Source organism: Oceanobacillus halotolerans (assembly GCF_010993955.1).
Classification (GTDB): Bacteria; Bacillota; Bacilli; order Bacillales; family Amphibacillaceae; genus Oceanibacillus_A; species Oceanibacillus_A halotolerans.
In genome coordinates this window covers 43,455-64,743 of sequence record NZ_WIXL01000003.1, presented here as the reverse complement: position 1 = coordinate 64,743, position 21,289 = coordinate 43,455, and the positions used below count along the sequence as shown (strand labels likewise).

Here is a 21,289-nt window from a genome sequence, read left to right as displayed (position 1 = left end):
CCAAGTGTTTGTATTTATTTGGTGTTGAAATAAGTTTTAAAGATGTAATTTATACTAAATTGAAGGGATGCATGTTGAAAAGAAATATGGGGTCATAGACTTTTTGAAGAAAGGCTTTATATGTAGCCTTTTTATTGCATAACGGTTTTTGCCTTTTTTGGCTTTGTTTTCATTATATGGTTTGCAACGGTTTCAGTAAATTCTTTTGTTATTTTTGGAACAAACGACTTGAGGACAGAGTTGATCATTGGTCCCGTCATTCCCTTAGCATTGATGTTTAGATGTCCAGTTACACTAGTTGCCTCATTTGTTAATGCTTCTGCTTCAAAGTAACCATTCCCTTTAAAGTTTTCATTTAATCCTGTTAAGTCAAATGTTACTTTGTTTGGCTCTTGCCATTTTGTAATATCAATTTTCATATAAATAGTTTTTTGGACAAATCCCAAATCCCCTTTAAATTTCCAGTTAGACTGTTTATCGTTCAAAATTTCATGATGAATATAGCCTGGGACTAGTGGTGCCCAATTATCCACATTACTGACAAAACGCCAAATATGCGTAATTGGCAATTCTAACGCGACTTTGTGACTTCCACTCGGCATTTAACATCAACTCCATTCTCCATTTTCTTCAATGCTTAATTATAAGACATTTATTATCTTATGTTTTGGAGGAGGTGGTTAGAACGGGTGATAAAAGTTATTAGTATGTATAAGACATGTTCTGGGGTTGTCATTACCTTTTGATGAAAACTTCTATAATAACCTTAGTGCAATTTTTTTATAAATTTAGCCCACTTCGACTTTTAAACCTTTTAAGTAGAATGTGACTTTCTACCCTTGTGATGCCAGATAAAGAGTATAGATCATTATTGATGAATGATTCCAATTCAGTAAAATCTTTTACTAAAACATGCATATGCAATGTACTTGGACCTGTCATTTGATAACAACTGGCAACACTAGAGTTTTCTGCTAGTTGTTCTGCTACTTCTACTAAATGACTTGGCTCACAATCTACTTCAAAAAATGCTGATACTTTTTTTCCAACCTTTTCACTATTTACAACACATGAAAACCCTTCTATTACCTCCTCTTGGACTAACTGATTTACTCTGGCTCTTACTGCAACCCTTGACATATTAAGTTTTTTTGCAATATCTGTGTAAGAGATTCTTCCGTTATTGATTAATAGTGACAAGATTTTTTCATCCTTTTCGTCCATGGAATAACCCTCCAAATTTTATATTTCTCTCTATCTTACAGTGATTTCTAAGTTGTTTGCAAATGAAGTATACCGAAAAATTAATTTAATATGAATATATATAAAATGATAAATATATAGAATTTTTTATTTACTTTTGTGGTATTAGGTTATATAATAAATATTAAAAATAAATACAATTGTTAATAAATTATTTAAAAAAGTAAACAGAACGGATGTGAAAACATGGATAATCCTTACCAAATAAAAACAAAATGTCATTTCTATTTACATACAAAGGGGGATATAAATGATAGGTTTAATTATTAGACGGTTATTTCAGTTATTATTTTTACTTCTAGGAATATCATTTTTAGTATTTATGAGTATGCACCTAGCTCCTGGTGATCCTGCACAAATTATTGCTGGCCCTACTGCTTCTTCATCAGATTTAGAAGCGATTAGGGAGGACTTGGGATTAAATAAACCTGTAATGGTTCAATATGTTGATTATTTAGGAAGTATTTTACAAGGCGATTTTGGTTATTCATATCAAACAAATCAGTCAGTTTCTGAAGCAATTCTAACTAGATTTCCAACTACAGTTAAATTAGCTACAGCAAGTATGATCCTAGCTATAATTATTGGAATAGTTGCAGGGATGATTTCTGCGATGAGACAAAACAGTTGGATTGACGTTTCAAGTACAACCATTTCATTAGCAGGTGTATCTATACCCAACTTTTGGTTAGGAACTATGTTGATTCTCCTATTCTCTGTAAACTTACAATGGTTACCAGTAGGTGGTCTAACTGAACCGTGGTATACCGTGGAAGGGATTAAGGAGTTAATACTCCCTGCCATAACATTAGGAACAGCCTCGGCTGCATTGATTACAAGAATGGCTCGGTCATCTATGTTGGAAGTGATTCAGTCAGATTATGTACGTACTGCACGTGCAAAGGGGGTAAAACGGCACTCAATAACCTGGGTACATGCACTTCGAAATGCTATGATACCAGTTATTACAATTATAGGGATTAACTTCGGATCATTACTAGGTGGGACAATTATTACTGAACAAGTGTTTGCGATTAATGGTATCGGCAGATTGATGATAGACGCAATCGCAGCAAGGGACTTCCCTGTGGTACAGGCAACTGTACTTCTAGTTGCAGGTATATTTGTTGTTGTAAATCTAATTGTAGATATTATATATGCAATAATCGATCCACGAATTAGTTACGAATAATGGAGGAGGTGTCAAGGTGGCAACAAATGTAGCAGCAAGTGAAGATGTAAAGAAATCTACTAATAAGGAAAAAAATACAATAGTAGTTGTTAAGCGTATTTTAAAAAATAAGTTAGCTGTTATTGGGTTAATAATTATATTCATATTATTTATTATGGCTATCTTTGCTCCAGTATTACAAACACAGGATCCTTATCAACAGTCTCTAACAGAAGCTGAACTAGGAATAGGAGAACAAGGATATATTCTTGGTACAGATAATTATGGACGAGATATTTGGTCGCGGATGGTACATGGTGCTAGGATATCACTTGTCGTAGGTATAACATCTGTATCCATAGGTTTAATAGGGGGGGTGTTACTTGGTTTATTAGCTGGATATTATAAAAAGTTAGATGGAATTATTATGAGAGTGGTAGATTTATTATTTGCTTTCCCAGGTATATTACTGGCAATGTTAATTATTGCTATGTTAGGTACCAGCCTAGTAAATGTTGTAATTGCAATAAGTATCTGGTCCATACCAGGTTGTGCTCGTATTGTTAGGGGTAGTGTTTTATCGATTAAAAAGCAAGAATATATCATGGCTATGAGAGCAGTCGGTGCAAGTAATATAAGAATTTTATTCAAACATATTTTACCAAATTGTACAGCACCAGTTATTGTATATGCGACAATGCGGATGGCTACAACAATCTTGTCTACATCTGCTTTAAGTTTTCTTGGTCTTGGCGCTCAACCACCAACTCCAGAATGGGGAGCAATGATTGCAGCAGGTCAGGACTTCATGTGGAGTGCTCCACACATGTCAATTATTCCAGGTATAGCAATAATGCTCACTGTTTTTGCATTTAATGTAGTTGGAGATGGTTTACGGGATGCATTAGATCCAAATATGGAATTAAGTGATAACTAAATTTAAATGGAGGGGAAAATTATGAAGAAGAACAAATTTATTGTAATGTTGTTAATGACAATTATGCTACTGTTTATAGCTGCATGTAGTAGTGATAGCAGTTCTCAGGAAGGAGAGTCTTCTGAAAATGGTAGTAGCGATGCTGAGCAAACAATTACTTATGCCTCAGTATCTGATGTAGTAGGATTATCACCTATCGATACAAATGATTCTGTTTCATCAAATATGAATAGACAAATATACGAAACATTATTTACAAGAAATCCAGAAACTATGGAAATTGAACCGTTACTAGCAGAATCTTATGAAAATCCTGATGATACTACATGGGTAATTAAACTAAAAGAAGGGATAACTTTCCACGACGGTACTGATTTTAATGCTGAAGCTGTAAAATATACATTTGAGGAAATGATGGATCCTGAAAGAGCGGCTCCAAGGGCATCTTTATTAGATCCTGTTGAATCAATTGAAGTTCAAGATGAATATACAGTTGTTATTAATACTAAAAACCCTTATGGTCCTTTATTAGCTGCACTTTCCCATTCTAATTCAGCGATTGTTAGTCCTACCGCTGATCAGGAAGGTGATATAAATACAGAAAATCCTACAGGAACAGGTCCATTCATGTTTGAAGAGTGGGTTGAAGGGGACCGTGTAACATTGAAAAAGAACCCAGATTATTGGCAAGGAGAACCACAGTTGGAAACTGTAACTATGAGAGTAGTACCTGAATATTCTACCGCAGTATCCATGCTGGAAACTGGAGAAGTTGACTTTGTTGATGGGATTCCATCAGAACATTTATCTAGAATTGAAAATATTGATAATGTAGAAGTAGTAACTAAAGAAGGTACACCAGTATATTATTTAGGTTTTAATATGGATAAAGAACCTTATAGTGATCCTGCTTTTCGCCAAGCTGTTGCACATGCAGTTGATTCTCAAGCTTATGTTGATCAGTTAGATGGTTTAGGAATCCAAAATGATAGTATAATAGGACCTCAAGTATTTGGGTACAATGAAGAGGCCTCAGATGCAGGATATGAATATGATCCTGAAAAAGCTAAACAATTACTAGAAGAAAATGGCTATGATGGACATGAAATAACTTTATTAGCTTCAACAACTGGTAGTTATATGAAAATGGCGGAAATCGTACAGGCGCAACTAACAGAGGTAGGATTAAATGTGTCAATTGAATCAATGGAATGGGGTACATTTTTAGATACAACTACAGAAGGTAATTTTGAAATGACCTTCCTTGGCTGGACTAACAGTACAGCAGATGGTAGTGAACTTTTATATCCAACATTGCATTCTGATAATATAGAGTCTTCAAATAGAATGAATTATAATAATTCAGAGTTTGATAAATTAGTAGATGAATCTCGTGAAACAGTAGATCAAGATGTTCGTCTGGAAAAATTACATGAGGCAAATATGATTGCCATTGAGGATGCAGTTTGGAAAACAATGAATCATGGAGTAGTATCTATAGCTTATAACGACAGTATCAAAGGTATTGAATTAAAGCCAACACAAGAGTGGTCGCTTTACAATGTTAGTAGAGAGTAGGTGTAACATTGGAAGAATTACTTAAGGTGGATAATTTAGTAACACAATTTCGAACACCTAAAGGGAAGTTATCGGCCTTGCGTGAGGTATCTTTTTCTGTTGACAAGGGTGAAACACTATGTATAGTGGGTGAGTCTGGTTCCGGAAAAAGTATCACATCTCTTTCTATTATGGGTCTGCTTCCATCTAATGGTGAAGTTTCTGATGGATCAATACAATTTAAAAATACGGAGTTAGTAGGTAAAAGTGAAAGGGAACTTGAAAGGCTAAGAGGAAATGAAATGTCAATGATATTTCAGGATCCTATGACAGCACTTAATCCAGTGTTTACTATTGGCTATCAGTTATGTGAGCCGTTAATGATTCATAAAAAACTATCAAAAAAAGAAGCAATACATGAAAGTATTGAATTGCTAACAAAAGTAGGAATACCAAATCCAAGTGAAAAATTAAAAAACTACCCCCACGAACTTAGTGGGGGAATGAGACAAAGAGTTATGATTGCTATGGCATTTGCATGTGAGCCATCCCTATTAATCGCGGATGAACCAACTACAGCGTTAGATGTAACAATCCAAGCACAAATTCTTGATTTAATTTATGATTTAAAAGAACAAATAGGGATGGGAGTAATATTTGTTACACATGACATGGGTGTAGTGGCAGAAATTGCCGATAAAGTAATGGTGATGTATGCAGGGGAAGTAGTAGAGGTTGGTGACGTTGAAACATTATTTAATGACCCACAGCATCCATACACAAAAGGATTGTTGGCAGCTGTACCAAATGTAGACGATAAGGACCAAAGTTTGAATACAATTGAGGGATCTGCACCAAGTTTGGATGAACCTATTAATGGTTGTCCTTTCCATCCGCGATGCCCATTTGTGATGGAATCATGTAAAGTTGAAAAACCACCTCTATTCAAAGTATCTGATTACCAGGAATCTAAATGTTGGTTACAGGAGGAATCTGCAAATGACAAATCAACAGTCACTTCTTGAAGTCAATGAATTAAAAAAATACTTCCCAATTAAAAAAGGTATTCTACAACGGACTAAAGGATATGTGAAAGCTGTAAAAAATGTAACCTTACAAGTTTCTGAGGGGGAGACTCTGGGAATTGTAGGTGAATCAGGATGTGGCAAGTCAACATTTGGTCGGACTGTTATAGGACTTGAAAAAAAAACGGATGGAGATATTAAATTTCAAGGTGAAAATATTGGAGATTTATCAGATAGGGAACTAAAAAAATATAAAAAAGATATGCAAATTATCTTTCAGGATCCTTTTGCATCATTAAACCCACGTCAACGAATTGGGGATGGATTAGAAGAAGTATTGAAAATCCACACAACTTTATCAAAAGCGGAAAGGGAACAAAAAGTAAATGAGCTTTTGAAAGAAGTAGGGTTAAAAGAGGAATATAAAGACAGATATCCTCACCAATTTAGTGGTGGTCAGCGCCAACGCATTGGCATCGCAAGAGCTATTGCATTAAACCCATCGTTAATAATATGTGATGAAGCCGTATCTGCTTTGGATGTTTCAGTACAGGCACAAATAATTAAGCTGCTAAAAGATTTACAAACCACTCACGATTTAACTTACTTATTTATTTCACATGACTTAGGTGTCGTTAGACATGTGAGTGATCGAGTAATGGTTATGTATTTAGGTACTTCTGCTGAACTAGGGTCATCAGATCAAATTTATAGTAATCCATTACATCCATATACAAAGGCATTACTATCTGCTATCCCTCGTCCAATTCCTGGAGTAAAAAAGGAGCGTGTAAGACTGGAAGGGGATATTCCTAGTGCATCTGAATACCCTAGTGGTTGTCCATTTCATACAAGATGTCCTATAGCAAAAGCGCATTGTAAAGAAAGTATACCAGAATGGCGTGAAATTGAGGAAGGTCACTTTGTTGCATGTCATGAAGTATAAATTCATTTTATGATCTATCTTAATGTAAAATATAGAGTGTTAGGGATTTCAATCCCCTAACACTCTCGTTTTTGTCATTAATATGTAAGTAAGTGATCGAATTTTGGTAATGTATTTAGGAGGAATTGGTAAATCGATGATATAAAAACTTATTTAAAGAACCATTGCATCCTTATACACAAGTATTAATTGCTGCTGTAGCAATTCCAGATCCTTTAATAAGATTATAGAAAAGGAGTTTTGACATGACAAACAAAGTATTAATGGGAAGCTTTGAGGAGTATGCTGATAAACTAATTCACGATTATCAAATACCTGGAGTTTCTATTGGGTTAAATCAAGATGGGAAACCTGCCTATTATAAAGGGTTTGGCTATCGAAATGTGGAAGAAAACTTACCGGTAACCGAGGACACAGTCTTTGGAATTGCGTCTATTACCAAATCTTTTACTGGTGTTGCAATTATGAAATTACAAGAAGCAGGTAAATTATCGGTTCATGATAAAGTTGTTGATCATTTACCAGAATTTAAAACACCTGATCCAGAAAAAACAGCACAAATGACCATTCATCACTTTTTGACAAATTCATCGGGACTTCCACCATTGCCATCACTAGTATATGCCAATAAACGGAGTATGGATAAAGATCCGTCAAGGGATGATTATCCAGGGTTAAACATTACGGGAAATTCTTCCCAAGGCCCAATCGACACGTATGAAGACTTAATGCAATTTATAGGGGAATTAGATTTTGAATTGCTAGGATCTCCAGGACTGCATTTTAGTTATTCAAATGATGCGTTTGCTCTATTAGGAGCAATTATTGAACGAGCAAGTGGGCAATCCTATGAATCTTTTGTAAAAGAAAACATACTAGAACCTGTGGGTATGGCAAATAGCTCGTTTAATTTAGATGATCTAAGTGATCATGATGATATAACGATGCTTTATGCAACAAAAGAAGACGATGGCCAAACGAGTGTGTATCCAGCACCGGTTTGGTGGGATTCTCCTGCTATGAGACCAGCTGGCTATTTAAAATCCACGGTAAATGACATGTTAAAGTACACGGAAATTTATCGCAATAAAGGTGTTGTTAATGGGGTTCGTATCCTCTCAGAAGAAAGTGTTAAACAAATGACCTACCCTTATATTGAGGCAGAACCTGGTAAGTATTATGGATATGGGTTAATGATTACACCAGATTACTATGGAAATACATTGGTGGAACATGGAGGTAATTTAAAAGCAATTGCTTCCTTTATGACTATTGTTCCTGAAAAAGGGATTACTGGCGTAATTTTAACCAATCTTGCAGGGGTGCCAGCCTCTAGCCTTTTAATGGGAGCATTAAATGATTTTCAAGATAAGGAGGTGACGGCATCTCATAAAAAGCGTGAAGATTTTGATATGCCTACTGCACAATTGCAAAAGTATGTTGGGACGTATACATCTAATGAAGGGATGCAATTGACAATTGGTGTTGAAGATGACAAACTTACATTTTTCACGCAAGGTTCCTATCATCCAATTCGATGTGTAGGAGAGGATATATTTGTTGTGCAAATTAAGGACCAGGAAGAGACGATCCGTTTTATTACAGACCATAACGGCGAAGTAGATCGCATTGCGTATCATTACCGACAATTTCCAAAAGAGCAAGATAAATAGGCCTTACAAAAATAGGTGCTTACAACAAATGAGTATATCTAAGTAAACTAATTTATCTAGGTCACTTGTTTATAAGGAAGAGTCTGGTTATGAAACAGCATATACGTTTTCGAAATAAACCTATGATCATTTTATTAATCAATCTCAATAAAAAATAAGAGTGTTACGGATGCTAAATCCATAACACTCTCAATTTTAACGAAATATATAGTTGTATAATGACTCTTTTGTAAACTTCCCTTTAATTCCTCGTTTTAATAAGAAGTATTCTGCTACTGCTTCATCTGTTAGGCCTAGTTCCAATAATCCCCGTCCAATGATTGATAAATAAGTAGACGGAGGTATGGTAAATGTTTGATCAGTCATTGGTTCGGTATTTGTAAATGTAAACATCGGATTACCATTCTTATCTCCTAAGTACATCAGTCTTCCGTACCAACCAGCATTGATATCTAAATGTCCTTCACTGATAATCTTATTAACATCGATGTCTAAACGTTGATTATTGTTCTCTTGTTCCACCACTTCACAAAATTGTTCAGCTGTGATTAAATACTTCCGAGCAATGGTTAGTTCCTCACGTTTTGTTTCATTTCCGATAAAGGCAACACCACCCTTACCCCATTTACTTTTCTCCTTGGCAAAATAAAGAGGATAAGGAATTTCTGCTTTCTCACTTCTTTTTGGTGGTGTTTTATCATGACAGCCTACTTCTCGTTTTTCAGATCCTTCTGGTGTGCCTCCGTAGATGTAGCATAGAAAACGATCCTCACAAATATTGGACCCATAGCTTACATACCAGACATCCATTATACGTATCCTCCTCTGGGTTAAAATGGTTACTCTACATGTTTAGCGAGGTTTTTATCTTTTTTTAACGCATATTGTAAGCTCGTTTCGGCTACTAATGCACAACGCTCTACAAACATATCAAAAAGTATATGCTCATGTCTTGCGTGTGGTCCATCACCCGGGATACCTAGACCATCAAGAGTTGGAACGCCAATGGCAGATGTGAAATTGCCATCACTGCCACCACCAACATGTGTTGCTTGTACATTAATTCCAATTTGCTCACTGGCCTGTTTTGCAAGTTTAAATAATGCTTGATTTGCATCGTTCTTTTCCAATGGTGGACGATTTAAATCACCATTAACTTTTAGTTCAGTACGACTATCTTCTGGAGTTAATGATTCGATGATTGCTTTAATTCGATTTCCTTCATCAGCTGTTTTAAAACGCAAGTCAACATCAATTTCGGCAGAATCTGGAACAACATTTGTCCCACTACCACCACGAATGGTACCTACATTGACAGTTGTACCTCGTTCATAATCAGTTAAACTCTCCAGTTTTTGAACAACTTTAGCCATTTCTAAAATAGCATTGACCCCATCTTCATGGTGGTTACCTGCATGTGCACTAACCCCTTTTACTATTATGTGGAAGATCCCTACACCTTTACGTTCGGTTTTTAATGCATTTGAATGGGCAGCAGGTGGTTCCATAATAAAAACAGCATCACAGGTTTTTGCTACATCTTCAATAATTGGTCTAGAAGATAGGCTACCGATTTCCTCATCTGATGTAAATAAAAATACAGGGGAGATAGGAAGTTCGTCTTCAGTTTGCGTCAGTGCATAAATTGCCCAGATAGAAGAGAGTAGACCAGCTTTCATATCAAAAACACCTGGTCCATAAATACGGTTCTCTTGTTCTGTTATTTCTAAATCTCCAATATTCCAAACCGTATCAAAATGACTTAGAAACAGTATGCGTGGTTTTTGGCTGTTTTTAATTTCATATTTGAGATGTGGACGCCCATCTTCATCATATTCTGTTAGGGTAAAGGTTTCCTGCAACTTCTCTTCGAATAAATCTTTCAATACGTTTGCACAGGTATGAATTGCAGCTAGGTCTTCACTTGGAGATTCAGCATGAACAAGTTTTAATAATTCTGCCTTAATTTGTTCTTTGTTTTTTTCAAGAAATGTATAACTGTTAGAAATGATAATCACCTCATTTGTATAATTAATAAATATTAGTATACTCCTAATTTACTGGTTATTCAATTCTCAAAAATCTTTTAAATTGTATCATAATACAATTTTATTGGGAAAATACTGATTATTTAATATAAAAAAATAAAACAAAATATTGACAATATTTTAAATCGAGTATATACTTTTAAGAAATATCAGTATATTGGATCCAGGATTCTGTATCCAGGATACCAATATTCGGGATATAAAAAGTATTAAGGAGGAGGACAATGGTTAAAAGGAGTATATTTTTTATTATTATTTTTTCATTCCTCATCACAACAGGCTGTATGTCCGTTTCAAAAGATTCAGATGAGAATGAGCAGCAATTACCAGTTACTGAAGATCTCCCAGAAGACCGAAAAGTCAGGGAAGTTGTCATGAATGTAACAAACCCAGAATATGATGCTGTACGTTATGAATTTGGATTAATGATTGCAGAGGAATGGAAAAAGTTAGGGTTTGACGTTGAGACTGTACCCCTTGAATGGAACAGGCTATCTGAATTAGGAATGCAACAAAAAGATTTTGATTCATTTACACTGTCTTGGGCAGGAAGAGCGGAAAGGATTGACCCCGATCACTTTATTTATGGAACCTTGCACTCTTCTCTATCAGGCTATGGTGGATATAATATTGCAGGTTACGATAGCGAAGAATATGATGCTCTAGCTGAAGAACAAAGAGCGGTTTCAGATCCTGAAGAAAGGAAGAAAATAGTTAAAAAGGCAGAGGAACTTTTTCTTGAGGATATTCCATATGCACCTGTTGTCCATCGTGACCAGATAATGCCTTTTAATACATCAAATTTCACAAATCTAACATACATGTTAGGTGAAGGGTTGAATAGTTTTTGGACATTTATGGAACTTGAACCAACGGGAGATGAAAAGTATGTGCGTTGGGGATACCCAAGTGATATCAATTCTGTAAACCCGCTTAGTTCTACAAATTCACATGACTTCCAGGTTACTAGGTTGATTTATGATAGGTTAGTTAGGATCACAGAAACTGGGGAACCAGAAAATTGGGCTGCTGAGTCAATTGAGGATGTTAATAGTGATGGGAAAACATATAAGGTAACGTTACGCTCTGGTATGAATTTTCATGATGGAGAACCTGTTACTGCTGAAGATGTAAAATTTTCATTTGATTTAGTAAAAGAAATAGAATCACCATACTTTATGGGAATGGTAGAACCAATTGACTCTGTGGAAGTAGTGGATGATTTAACAGTGGAGTTCAGCCTTAATGACTCATTTGCACCATTCATAAGTAATACCCTAGCACAAATGTATATTTTCCCACAACATTATTGGGAACCTATATTAGAAAGTGAAGGAGCTAGTGGTGTATTAGATCATCAAAACGAAGAAGCTATAGGAAGCGGTCCGTTTACATTAGATTATTGGGAAAGGGATCAAGAATTAAAATTAGACACTAATACAGATTATTTCTCTCCTGCTAAAGTAGATGGTATATTAAGCATTCCTTATTCTAATACGGAAAATATGGTCGCAGCAGTTGAACAAGGTCAAGCGGACATTGGAGGTTGGTGGATAGAGCCAATTCAAGTTGAACAACTTGAGGAAATCGAAAATGTTGAAGTTATATCAGTCCCTGACCATGGCCTATATCATATTAACTACAATATGAGAAGAATGCCGTTTGATGACGTGGCTGTTCGTAAAGCTATGACTTCAGTAATACCAAAAGATAGGATTATTGACGAAATACTTGAAGGATATGGAACTAAGGCAACATCTGTAATTGGTCCAGCAAATGAATTTTGGCATAGCGATGATCTAGAGGGCTATGAATATGATTTTGACTCGGCTGTCGAGATATTGCAAGAAGCTGGTTATGAATGGGATGAAGATGGAAAAATATACTATCCTGAAGGGAAGACTGACCAAGATAAAGAAAATGGGATTATTAGAGAAGTAGAGTAAATATTTTGGGGGAAGATAAAATTCTCCCCCTCCTTACTTCACAGTAAGAAAGGATGTAAAACTATATGGTTTCATTTATTTTTAAAAGATTAATCCAAACAATTATAACTCTTTATATTCTTATAACATTATTGTTTTTTATGTTCAGAATTCTTCCTGGTGATCCTACAACCATGTTTGTGGATGCTGCTTTGCCTTTAGAAGCGCGAGAAGCAGTTCTGGAACAATTTGGTTTAGATAAACCATTACATGAACAGTACTGGTTATATATGAAAAATTTCGTCCAGGGAGACTTTGGAATATCTTTTAACTCAAGAGAACCAGTTGTAGACCTTATCGGGCACTATTTAATGCCGACAATTTTCTTAATGGGCTCAACGATTTTATTAGCACTTGTAATCGCTATAATTTTAGGTGCCGTTACTGCATGGTATCGTGGAAGTAAATTTGAAGCAATAGCGGTATCTGTTGCCTTATTCTTCCGTTCTGCTCCTATATTCTGGATAGGAATGGTTGCTTTAGCATTTTTATCTCATCAACTAAATTTATTTCCAATTGGTGGGATGCATGAACCAGGTCAGGGCTCAAATGGTTTTTTTGAAACATATTTCACCTTAGAATTTTTACATCACTTAATACTACCTTCTATAGTAGGAGCGGCTTATTATGTTGCAAGCCCAATGTTGGTAATGAGGAGTTCTATGATAGAAATTATGGACGAGGACTTTATAGAATTAAACAGAGCAAAAGGTCTTTCAGAGAAAGCCATTTTGTTTAAACATGCAGTGAGAAATGCATTACTTCCAGTAGTTACGGAAATTGCCTTAATTGTAGGTTTTGCAATTGGTGGGCAAGTTTTATTAGAAGTAGTTTTTAATTGGCCTGGTATTGGACGTTTAATTGTTGATTCAATTTCTCGTAATGATTATCCAGTTGCCCAAGCAACCTTTTTCTTGATGGGAGTAATAGTTATTTTCCTTAATTTAATAGCAGATATTTTATATGGATATCTAGATCCAAGGGTTACTTATAAAAAGGGGTGAGTTTTGTGAAATGGAAAAGGGTGTTTAGACTATTATTAAAAGATAAATTAGGATTGATTGGATTTGCGTTAATGGCATTTTTTATAGTTGTTGCTATATTCGCACCTTTTATCATTACGCATGATCCCCAGGCACAGCATTATTCTGATAATGGTGATTTATTGAATATGGCGAAACCATCTAGTGAACATTACTTTGGTACAACTAATATGGGTAGAGACATATTTAGTCAAGTGGTGGCTGGAACACGTGTTGCATTAGTAGTTGGATTAACGTGTGCGGTAATGGTAACAATAATTGGTACTGTTATTGCACTTGTGGCAGGGTATTTTGGAAAATGGGTTGATGACTTATTAATGCGAATTACTGATATTGTATATGGGATTCCATTTTTGCCTTTTGCAATGATAATGGTAGCTGTGCTTGGACCAAGTATATGGAATATTATTATTGCAATTGTATTGATTTCTTGGCGCACAACAACAAGGGTTATAAGATCTGAGGTGTTGTCCATAAAACAAAGAACGTTTATCCAAGCAGCCAAATTAAATGGAGCAGGATCTTTTAGAATTATCTTCAGACATATCGCACCTAATATTATCCCATTATCATTAGTTTTTGGATCCTTAGCTATGGGCTGGGCAATAATTACAGAAGCCAGTATCAGTTTCCTAGGCTATGGAGATCCTTTGCTAGTTAGTTGGGGGAAAATATTGTTTGATGCATATATAGCACATGCAATTACAGAGGCATGGTGGTGGGTTATTCCACCTGGATTATCTATTACACTTTTAGTAATGTCTGGCTTTTTTGTAAGTAGATCCCTAGAGGAAATCTTGAATCCGAGGTTGAGTAGATGATGAATAGTTTATTAGATATCAAGAATTTAAGTACTAATTATCAGTCCTTAGCAGGCCCCGTTAGGGCAGTAGAAGATGTGAACATTACATTGAATCCCGGTGAAAGTCTAGGTCTAGTAGGTGAATCAGGTTGTGGTAAAACTACGATAATTAAGTCAATAATGAGACTTTTACCAAAAGATGCCACTTCAACAGGAGAGATTATTTTTGACGATAAAAACTTACTTGAAATATCAAATTCTGATATGAGAAAAATTCGTTGGGATAGAATATCAATTGTAACTCAAAGTGCAATGAATTCACTTGACCCTGTATACAAAGTAGGAGATCAAATAGTTGAGGCAATTCGTACCCATGAATCTGTATCAAAGCAGGAAGCATGGAAACGTGCAGAAGAATTATTTGAAATCGTTGGGGTAGATAAGGATAGACTTCATGAATATCCACACCAGTATAGTGGTGGTATGAGACAACGTGCAATAATTGCTATGGCTCTTGCGTTAAATCCAGATTTAATTGTTGCTGATGAGCCTACTACTGCACTGGATGTGGTAGTTCAAGCACAAATTTTAAAGAGAATCAGAGAGATACAGAAAAGAACCAAAAGTTCAATGATTATGGTTACACATGATATTTCTGTTGTTGCAGAAACATGTCAAAAAGTTGTTGTCATGTACGCAGGAAAAGTAGTGGAATCTGGTAGTGTAAAGGAAGTTTTTGAAGAACCACATCATCCATATACAATGGGGCTTAAAAATGCCTTTTCTGATATAAAAGGTGAAAAATTTGAACTTATATCGATACCAGGGTACCCACCAGATTTGGTTAATCCACCAAAAGGCTGTAGATTTGCGGAACGTTGCCCATTTGCTACTGATATATGTTATGAAACAACACCAGATAATACAGAAGTGAATAACGGGCATATAGCAGCCTGTCATCATGTTGATAAAGTTAATGAGATGAGAGAAGAAGCTAAAAAACGCGAAACATGGTCGAATTTTGATAAGGGGGTGGCGCATAAATGAATAATGTTTCTACAAAAGAGAGTGTGGAACTTCAAGACAAAACAAATGATTTAGTTACACAAAACGTTGTATATGATCTAAAGGGTGTTAAAGTTCATTTCCCAGTAAATCAAAGATTCCTTGATAAATTTAACAAAAATAAAAAGCAAAAATTTGTAAAAGCAGTAGATGGAATTGATTTGATGATTCGTCAAGGAGAAACAATTGGTCTGGCTGGAGAGTCTGGTTGTGGGAAGTCAACACTTGCCAAAACATTAGTCAAGTTACAGGAACCTACTTCAGGAGAGATAGAATTCAAGGGTAAGAACATGGAAGACTTAGATAAAAATGATATTAAACAGTTTCGGCAAGATGCTCAAATGGTTTTTCAGGATCCGTATGAATCATTAAATCCAAGATTTACGGTTAGGCAAACATTAGAAGAATCACTGATAATCCAAGGGATGAATAAAAAGGATAGAGAAAAGAGAGTACTCGATACCTTAACTATGGTAGGACTAAGGCCAGCTGAATCTTATATTGATCGTTATCCACATGAAATGAGTGGAGGACAGCGACAACGAGTTGCAATAGCTAGAGCCTTAGTTATAAGGCCAACATTCTTGGTGGCAGATGAACCTGTATCCATGCTCGATGTATCGATCCGGGCTAGTATTTTAAATCTTTTAGAGGATTTAGTAACAGAATTGAATTTAGCTAGTGTTTATATATCGCACGATTTATCTTTAATAAGATATGTTTGTGATAGCACGGCAATAATGTATCTAGGTAGAATTGTAGAATATGGTGATACAGAAGAAATTATCAAAAATCCTTTACACCCATATACTCAAGCATTATTAGAAGCTGTACCTAATCCTGACCCTAAGAGTGAGGGGGTTACGGTTTCATTGGATGATGAAGCACCAGATCCTGTTAACCTTCCTACTGGTTGTAGATTTCAACCAAGATGTCCTTTTGCGACTGAAATGTGTAGGAAAGTAGAACCTACACCTAATAACGTTGATGGTAGATTAGTAGAATGTCATATATATAATGAAGAAAAAGAGGTGGGAGAATATGTCGCACCTAGCATGTGACATTCAAAAAAATGTCCTTAAAAATAAAGAGAAGTTTATAAATGATTTATTTGATTTTTTAAAAATTAAAAGTATTTCAGCGCAAAATAAAGAGATGGAAAGCTGTGCGAATTTTTTAAAGGATTTCATGATCCGCCAAGGAGTTCAATCAAAAATTCTTAATATCGATGGAGCTTTACCAGTTGTATATGGTGAAGTTTTAAATTCGAATGCTAATAAAACAATTCTTATTTATGGACATTATGATGTTCAACCAGAGGATCCCATATATTTATGGGATTCTGATCCTTTTGACCCTGAAATAAGAGATAATAAGATTTATGCAAGAGGAGCAACAGATGATAAAGGTAATCTGATGGCAACAATCTTGGCTGTAAAAACATTATTAGATATAAAAGGAACGGTTCCAATTAATATCAAATTCTTTTTTGAAGGTGAGGAAGAAATAGGCAGTCCGAATCTTAAAAGCTATTTAAAGAAATATAAAGATTTATTGGAATCTGATTATACAATTTTGTGTGATAGAGGCATACATGAATCTGGGAGACCCCAAATTTATTTAGGTAATAAAGGAATCACGCATGCTGATATTACAGTATATGGAGCGAAAAGAGATGTACACTCTGGCCAGGCTCCTTTAATTCCAAATCCTTCATGGGAGTTAGTATGGCTACTTAACAAAATGAAAGATGATCAAGATGAAATATTAGTAGATGAATATAAGAATGAAGTCATTGAACCTAGTGAAGAAGATCTTAAATTACTTAAAAACATTCCATTCGATACTAAGGAATTTTCTGATACGTATGGTATAAACCGTATAATTGGAAATAAAAAGAATACCGACGGGGTTGACCTTTTAGTTAGACTTTTATATGAACCAACCATGACCATAAATGGTTTGAGTTCAGGGTATCAAGGTGAAGGTAATAAAACGATCATACCGTCTAGAGCAACAGCAAAGCTAGACTTTAGGTTTGTAAAAGATATGGATCCAGCAAAAAGTGTTGAAAGAATAAAGTCATATATTTCAAAAGTATTCAAAGGGAATATAGATATAAAGTTTGGAGACGTAAGAAATCCATCGAAAGTATCTCCAAATGAGAGTATTGTTCAAACAAGTATTATTGCATTAACAGAAATGTATGATAATGGTCCAGTAGTATGGCCTTTATTAGATGGATCAGGACCAATGTCTTTATTTGGAGAAATACTAGATGCACCTGCAATTATTATTGGCTTGGGATCACCGTTTTCGTTGGCAAATACTCATGCGCCAAATGAAAATATTGGGGTCGATAACTATTTGAATGGAATTATGAGTATGTCATATATTTATTATTTATATGGGGAGGATCAATAATCTAATGTTAAAGATTAAAGAACATATTGAAAGTAACCAGGACGATTATTTGGAGTTGCTATTTAAGTTTTTAAGACAGAAAAGTATTAGTGCCCAAAATGTTGGCATGGAAGAAGCTAGTACGATGCTAAAGGGAATTATGGAAGATATAGGAATAGAAACTAGATTAATTGAAACAGATGGACACCCAGTAGTTTACGGTGAATTGCATAATGACAAAAATGATTTTACGTTACTGATATATGGGCATTATGATGTTCAGCCGCCAGATCCAGTTAATGAGTGGAATTCGCCACCTTTCGAGCCAACAATTAGGGATGGGAGAATTTATTGTAGAGGAGTAGGAGATAATAAAGGCCAATTAATGGCACAGTTGCTTGCAATCAAAACATTTAAAGAAGTTCACGGTGATAATCTTCCAATTAATATAAAATTTGTATTTGAAGGTGAAGAGGAAAGTGGAAGTCCGAATTTAGCTAAATTTGTTGAAACCAATAGTGAGTTGCTAAAAGCTGATTTAGTCTATACATCTGATGGTCCGATGCATGAAACTGGTGCTCCTTTTGTATTACTAGGTGTCCGAGGGATGCTATATGTAGAGCTCAATGCTAAAGGTGCAAAATGGGATAACCATTCAGGAAATAAAGGTAATATCGCACCGAACCCTGCGTGGAAGCTAGTAAATTTATTAAACACTATGCGTGATGAAAATGGAAAAGTATTAATAGACGGCTTTTATGATGATTTACGGGAGCCTACACAAAGTGAATTAGAACTAATTTCAACATTACCATATGATGCAGACCAAATAGCTCAACAAATAGGTTATAAAAAATTTGATATGACAAAAGAAGATTACTATCATAAATTGACCATGGAGCCAACATTAAACATCGCTGGATTTCATAGTGGTTATGGTGGAGAGGGATCAAAAACAATTATTCCAGCAACAGCACAATTAAAAATTGATATGCGTTTAGTAGTGGATCAGGATCCAGATGACATATATGAAAAGTTCGTTAAACACGTTCATAAATATGATCCTAATATTGAAGTAACCAGACATGGTTCAATGAAGCCATCTCGAACTTCATCTGATTCAGAAGTTGTTAGTATTATTAAACGTGCAGTTGAAAATTCTTATAGACAGAAGCCAATATTACAACCAAGTCTTGGTGGTAGTTTACCTGATTATGTATGGACACAGATACTAGGTGTTCCTTCTGTAGTGGTGCCTTATGCAAATTCTGATGAGGCTAATCATTCTCCAAATGAAAATCTAAATATTGAAAACTTTTTTAACGGAATATTGTGTACTTGTCATGTTATTGAAGAGTTAGGTACGTCAAAATTTGACAAATAATTGTGAAACAACTTATGATCTAGGTTGTAATATCAATATCCGAATTTGTTTTAACTTATATATTAAAGAAAGAGATGTGACGTTCTATGGAATTACAACAAACACAACCACTATATCAACAAGTGTATGAGCAAATGAAAAAGTTAATCTTAACTGGGGAATTGCAACCTGGATCTAAATTAAGTGTTACAAGGTTAGCAGAAGAATATAAAATTAGTCGAACTCCGCTACGAGAAGCTTTGCGTCAACTTCAGAAGGAAGGGTTACTAAGGCAGGAACAGAACAGGACGACTGTCGTGGAATTAAATAAAACTGACTTCGAACAGTTATGTTCGTGTCGTTTAATTTTGGAAAAAGAAGTAATTAAGCTAGCAGTAAATGAAATAACAGATTCTACACTTAATAAAATGGAAGATTTACTAAATAAATCAAAGGCATATATAAGAGATGGAGATAATTTAAAGAACTTTTTAGAAGTAAACACTAAATTCCATGAATTAATCATATACTCAATTTCTAATAAGCATCTTACAGATCTTTTAAATCATGTTAGATCCTTGTTATTAATCTATCGTGCTAATATTATACACAATAAAATGGATAATAGTGTAGCAATTATCCAGGAACATGAGAATATATTTAAAGCTTTAAAACTAAGAGATACGGCAAAGGCAGTAAAATCAATAGAACATCATTTACAACAAGATAAACTCCGGGGTGATAATATTTTTCGTAAATATTTATAATTTATGAATTTGAGGTGATTATTTGGGACCATTAGATGGACTTAGAGTAGTTGATGCTTCACAAATTATGGCTGGTCCATACTGTACTATGGTTTTAGCGGATCTAGGAGCTGAAGTGATCAAGATTGAAAAAGTTAATGGTGGAGATGACTCTCGCCAAATGGGTCCGTTCGTAAATGGGGAATCTACTTGTTTTTTTCAAATTAATAGAAATAAAAAAAGTATTGCTTTAAATTTAAAAGAAGATGAGGGCAAAAAAATTTTTAATGACTTGATTAAAAATTCTGATATATTTGTAGAAAACTTTCGCCCAGGGATTACTAAAAAACTAGAAATTGATTATAATTCTCTGAAGAAAATCAATGAAAGTATAATATATTGTTCGATTTCTGGGTTTGGCCAAACAGGTCCTTATTCACATAAAGGTGGATTTGACTTAGTAGCACAGGGGATGTCTGGGATTATGAGCATGACAGGTGAACAAGAAGGACGCCCGTTAAAATCAGGAATTGCTGTATATGATATTGGTGCTGGAATTACAGCAACATATTCAATATTAGCTGCATACATTAATCGACAAAAAACAGGGGAAGGTCAACATATTGATGTTTCTCTTGCTGAGAGCGGTTTTCCTTGGTTTGTTTGGGAAGCAGCAGCATATTTCTCAGAAGGAACTATACCAAAAGCAACTGGTCATAGGCACAGGGTATCAGCACCATATCAAGCCTTAAAAGTGAAAGATGGATATATAATGCTTGGATGTGCAAATCAACGAACATGGGAGATGTTTTGTAAAGAAGTAATTGAAAAACCTGAATGGATAGAGGATACTCGCTTTTTAAAGAATGAAGACCGGCAAAAAAATGTAGAGGAGTTAGAAAATCTAATAGAGGATATCCTATGTACAGAAAACATGGCATTTTGGAATGAGAAATGTGAGAAAGCTGGTGTTCCTTCAGGCCCTATTAATAATTTTGCACAAGCAGTTGAGGATCCACATTATAATGCTAGAGGTATGATACAAGAAATATCCCATCCTGTTCTCGGAAATATGAAGACCTTAGGTATACCAACAAAATTTTCGAGAACTCCTGGAGAAATTAAAACGGCTTCACCATTATTTGGTCAACACAATAAAGAGATTTTATCCAATTTAGATTATTCAACTGATGAAATACAACGTTTATATGATAAAGGTGTTGTTACGGAGGATTATCCTGAGTCTTAACTACAAAGGAGGG

The 21,289-nt window shown here is 35.1% G+C and carries 19 protein-coding genes and 1 pseudogene; 16 read left to right on the top strand and 4 right to left on the bottom strand.

Annotation, left to right across the window (positions count from 1 at the left end; genetic code table 11):
- Nucleotides 1–131: 131 nt before the first annotated feature.
- Nucleotides 132–602 carry a CoxG family protein gene (locus GHC26_RS05495; protein ID WP_163970267.1) on the bottom strand — a complete coding sequence of 157 codons (471 nt, stop codon included), beginning with the start codon at nucleotides 600–602 and terminating at the stop codon, nucleotides 132–134.
- Nucleotides 603–780: 178 nt separating this feature from the next.
- Nucleotides 781–1,224 (bottom strand): Lrp/AsnC family transcriptional regulator, encoded by a 444-nt coding sequence (locus GHC26_RS05490; protein WP_163970266.1) that lies wholly within the window; start codon nucleotides 1,222–1,224, stop codon nucleotides 781–783.
- A gap of 289 nt (nucleotides 1,225–1,513) precedes the next feature.
- On the opposite strand from GHC26_RS05490, the gene nikB reads away from it, so the two are divergent.
- From nikB to GHC26_RS05455, 7 genes and pseudogenes are all read left to right on the top strand, one after another.
- Nucleotides 1,514–2,455: a nickel ABC transporter permease gene (nikB, locus tag GHC26_RS05485; protein ID WP_163970265.1), complete on the top strand. Its 942-nt coding sequence runs from the start codon at nucleotides 1,514–1,516 to the stop codon at nucleotides 2,453–2,455.
- 79 nt (nucleotides 2,456–2,534) lie between these two features.
- On the top strand, nucleotides 2,535–3,371 hold the full coding sequence (locus GHC26_RS05480; RefSeq protein ID WP_404821768.1) for an ABC transporter permease: 837 nt from the start codon (nucleotides 2,535–2,537) through the stop codon (nucleotides 3,369–3,371).
- A 21-nt stretch (nucleotides 3,372–3,392) separates the two neighbouring features.
- Nucleotides 3,393–4,949 (top strand): glutathione ABC transporter substrate-binding protein, encoded by a 1,557-nt coding sequence (locus GHC26_RS05475; protein WP_163970263.1) that lies wholly within the window; start codon nucleotides 3,393–3,395, stop codon nucleotides 4,947–4,949.
- Between the two features lie 8 nt (nucleotides 4,950–4,957).
- Entirely contained in the window at nucleotides 4,958–5,953 is a 996-nt protein-coding gene (locus GHC26_RS05470; RefSeq protein ID WP_163970262.1) for an ABC transporter ATP-binding protein, read from the top strand.
- Complete coding sequence (locus GHC26_RS05465; protein ID WP_163970261.1) at nucleotides 5,928–6,899, top strand: ABC transporter ATP-binding protein; 972 nt, start codon at nucleotides 5,928–5,930, stop codon at nucleotides 6,897–6,899. Before GHC26_RS05470 ends, GHC26_RS05465 begins: the two co-directional genes overlap by 26 nt.
- A gap of 155 nt (nucleotides 6,900–7,054) precedes the next feature.
- Nucleotides 7,055–7,129 (top strand): annotated as a pseudogene (locus GHC26_RS16115) (hypothetical protein); the annotation flags it as partial.
- Nucleotides 7,130–7,144: 15 nt separating this feature from the next.
- Nucleotides 7,145–8,572: a serine hydrolase gene (locus GHC26_RS05455; RefSeq protein ID WP_163970260.1), complete on the top strand. Its 1,428-nt coding sequence runs from the start codon at nucleotides 7,145–7,147 to the stop codon at nucleotides 8,570–8,572.
- Between the two features lie 195 nt (nucleotides 8,573–8,767).
- On the opposite strand, the gene GHC26_RS05450 is transcribed toward GHC26_RS05455, so the two are convergent.
- Nucleotides 8,768–9,382, bottom strand: a complete 615-nt coding sequence (locus GHC26_RS05450; protein WP_163970259.1) for a hypothetical protein — start codon at nucleotides 9,380–9,382, stop codon at nucleotides 8,768–8,770.
- Nucleotides 9,383–9,411: 29 nt separating this feature from the next.
- Entirely contained in the window at nucleotides 9,412–10,590 is a 1,179-nt protein-coding gene (locus tag GHC26_RS05445; RefSeq protein ID WP_226376862.1) for a M20 family metallopeptidase, read from the bottom strand.
- Nucleotides 10,591–10,844: 254 nt separating this feature from the next.
- Between GHC26_RS05445 and GHC26_RS05440 the strand changes: the two genes are divergently transcribed.
- The 9 genes from GHC26_RS05440 to GHC26_RS05400 all read left to right on the top strand — a co-directional run bounded on the left by GHC26_RS05440 (nucleotide 10,845) and on the right by GHC26_RS05400 (nucleotide 21,276).
- Nucleotides 10,845–12,566 (top strand): ABC transporter substrate-binding protein, encoded by a 1,722-nt coding sequence (locus GHC26_RS05440; protein WP_163970258.1) that lies wholly within the window; start codon nucleotides 10,845–10,847, stop codon nucleotides 12,564–12,566.
- Between the two features lie 65 nt (nucleotides 12,567–12,631).
- Entirely contained in the window at nucleotides 12,632–13,609 is a 978-nt protein-coding gene (locus tag GHC26_RS05435) for an ABC transporter permease (protein WP_163970257.1), read from the top strand.
- Between the two features lie 5 nt (nucleotides 13,610–13,614).
- Nucleotides 13,615–14,469: an ABC transporter permease gene (locus tag GHC26_RS05430; protein WP_205599200.1), complete on the top strand. Its 855-nt coding sequence runs from the start codon at nucleotides 13,615–13,617 to the stop codon at nucleotides 14,467–14,469.
- Nucleotides 14,466–15,497, top strand: a complete 1,032-nt coding sequence (locus GHC26_RS05425) for an ABC transporter ATP-binding protein (protein ID WP_205599199.1) — start codon at nucleotides 14,466–14,468, stop codon at nucleotides 15,495–15,497. The genes GHC26_RS05430 and GHC26_RS05425 overlap by 4 nt, the downstream gene beginning before the upstream one ends.
- On the top strand, nucleotides 15,494–16,576 hold the full coding sequence (locus GHC26_RS05420; protein ID WP_163970256.1) for an ABC transporter ATP-binding protein: 1,083 nt from the start codon (nucleotides 15,494–15,496) through the stop codon (nucleotides 16,574–16,576). Before GHC26_RS05425 ends, GHC26_RS05420 begins: the two co-directional genes overlap by 4 nt.
- Nucleotides 16,557–17,939, top strand: coding sequence for a M20/M25/M40 family metallo-hydrolase (locus tag GHC26_RS05415; protein WP_163970255.1), 1,383 nt, complete (start codon nucleotides 16,557–16,559; stop codon nucleotides 17,937–17,939). The genes GHC26_RS05420 and GHC26_RS05415 overlap by 20 nt, the downstream gene beginning before the upstream one ends.
- Before the next feature lie 4 nt (nucleotides 17,940–17,943).
- The gene (locus GHC26_RS05410) at nucleotides 17,944–19,302 is read left to right on the top strand and encodes a M20/M25/M40 family metallo-hydrolase (RefSeq protein WP_226376861.1); all 1,359 of its coding nucleotides are present in this window, start codon (nucleotides 17,944–17,946) and stop codon (nucleotides 19,300–19,302) included.
- Between the two features lie 86 nt (nucleotides 19,303–19,388).
- Nucleotides 19,389–20,048: a GntR family transcriptional regulator gene (locus GHC26_RS05405; RefSeq protein WP_163970253.1), complete on the top strand. Its 660-nt coding sequence runs from the start codon at nucleotides 19,389–19,391 to the stop codon at nucleotides 20,046–20,048.
- A gap of 22 nt (nucleotides 20,049–20,070) precedes the next feature.
- The gene (locus GHC26_RS05400; RefSeq protein ID WP_163970252.1) at nucleotides 20,071–21,276 is read left to right on the top strand and encodes a CaiB/BaiF CoA transferase family protein; all 1,206 of its coding nucleotides are present in this window, start codon (nucleotides 20,071–20,073) and stop codon (nucleotides 21,274–21,276) included.
- Nucleotides 21,277–21,289 lie beyond the last annotated feature (13 nt).

Bases quoted from the DNA above. Each gene is read 5' to 3' on its own strand.
- GHC26_RS05475 (WP_163970263.1), top strand. From the start codon at position 3,393: ATGAAGAAGAACAAATTTATTGTAATGTTGTTAATGACAATTATGCTA.
- GHC26_RS05405 (WP_163970253.1), top strand. From the start codon at position 19,389: ATGGAATTACAACAAACACAACCACTATATCAACAAGTGTATGAGCAA.
- GHC26_RS05435 (WP_163970257.1), top strand. From the start codon at position 12,632: ATGGTTTCATTTATTTTTAAAAGATTAATCCAAACAATTATAACTCTT.
- GHC26_RS05425 (WP_205599199.1), top strand. From the start codon at position 14,466: ATGATGAATAGTTTATTAGATATCAAGAATTTAAGTACTAATTATCAG.
- GHC26_RS05440 (WP_163970258.1), top strand. From the start codon at position 10,845: ATGGTTAAAAGGAGTATATTTTTTATTATTATTTTTTCATTCCTCATC.
- GHC26_RS05455 (WP_163970260.1), top strand. From the start codon at position 7,145: ATGACAAACAAAGTATTAATGGGAAGCTTTGAGGAGTATGCTGATAAA.
- GHC26_RS05450 (WP_163970259.1), bottom strand. From the start codon at position 9,382: ATGGATGTCTGGTATGTAAGCTATGGGTCCAATATTTGTGAGGATCGT.
- nikB (WP_163970265.1), top strand. From the start codon at position 1,514: ATGATAGGTTTAATTATTAGACGGTTATTTCAGTTATTATTTTTACTT.
- GHC26_RS05465 (WP_163970261.1), top strand. From the start codon at position 5,928: ATGACAAATCAACAGTCACTTCTTGAAGTCAATGAATTAAAAAAATAC.
- GHC26_RS05495 (WP_163970267.1), bottom strand. From the start codon at position 602: ATGCCGAGTGGAAGTCACAAAGTCGCGTTAGAATTGCCAATTACGCAT.
- GHC26_RS05420 (WP_163970256.1), top strand. From the start codon at position 15,494: ATGAATAATGTTTCTACAAAAGAGAGTGTGGAACTTCAAGACAAAACA.
- GHC26_RS05415 (WP_163970255.1), top strand. From the start codon at position 16,557: ATGTCGCACCTAGCATGTGACATTCAAAAAAATGTCCTTAAAAATAAA.
- GHC26_RS05490 (WP_163970266.1), bottom strand. From the start codon at position 1,224: ATGGACGAAAAGGATGAAAAAATCTTGTCACTATTAATCAATAACGGA.
- GHC26_RS05410 (WP_226376861.1), top strand. From the start codon at position 17,944: ATGTTAAAGATTAAAGAACATATTGAAAGTAACCAGGACGATTATTTG.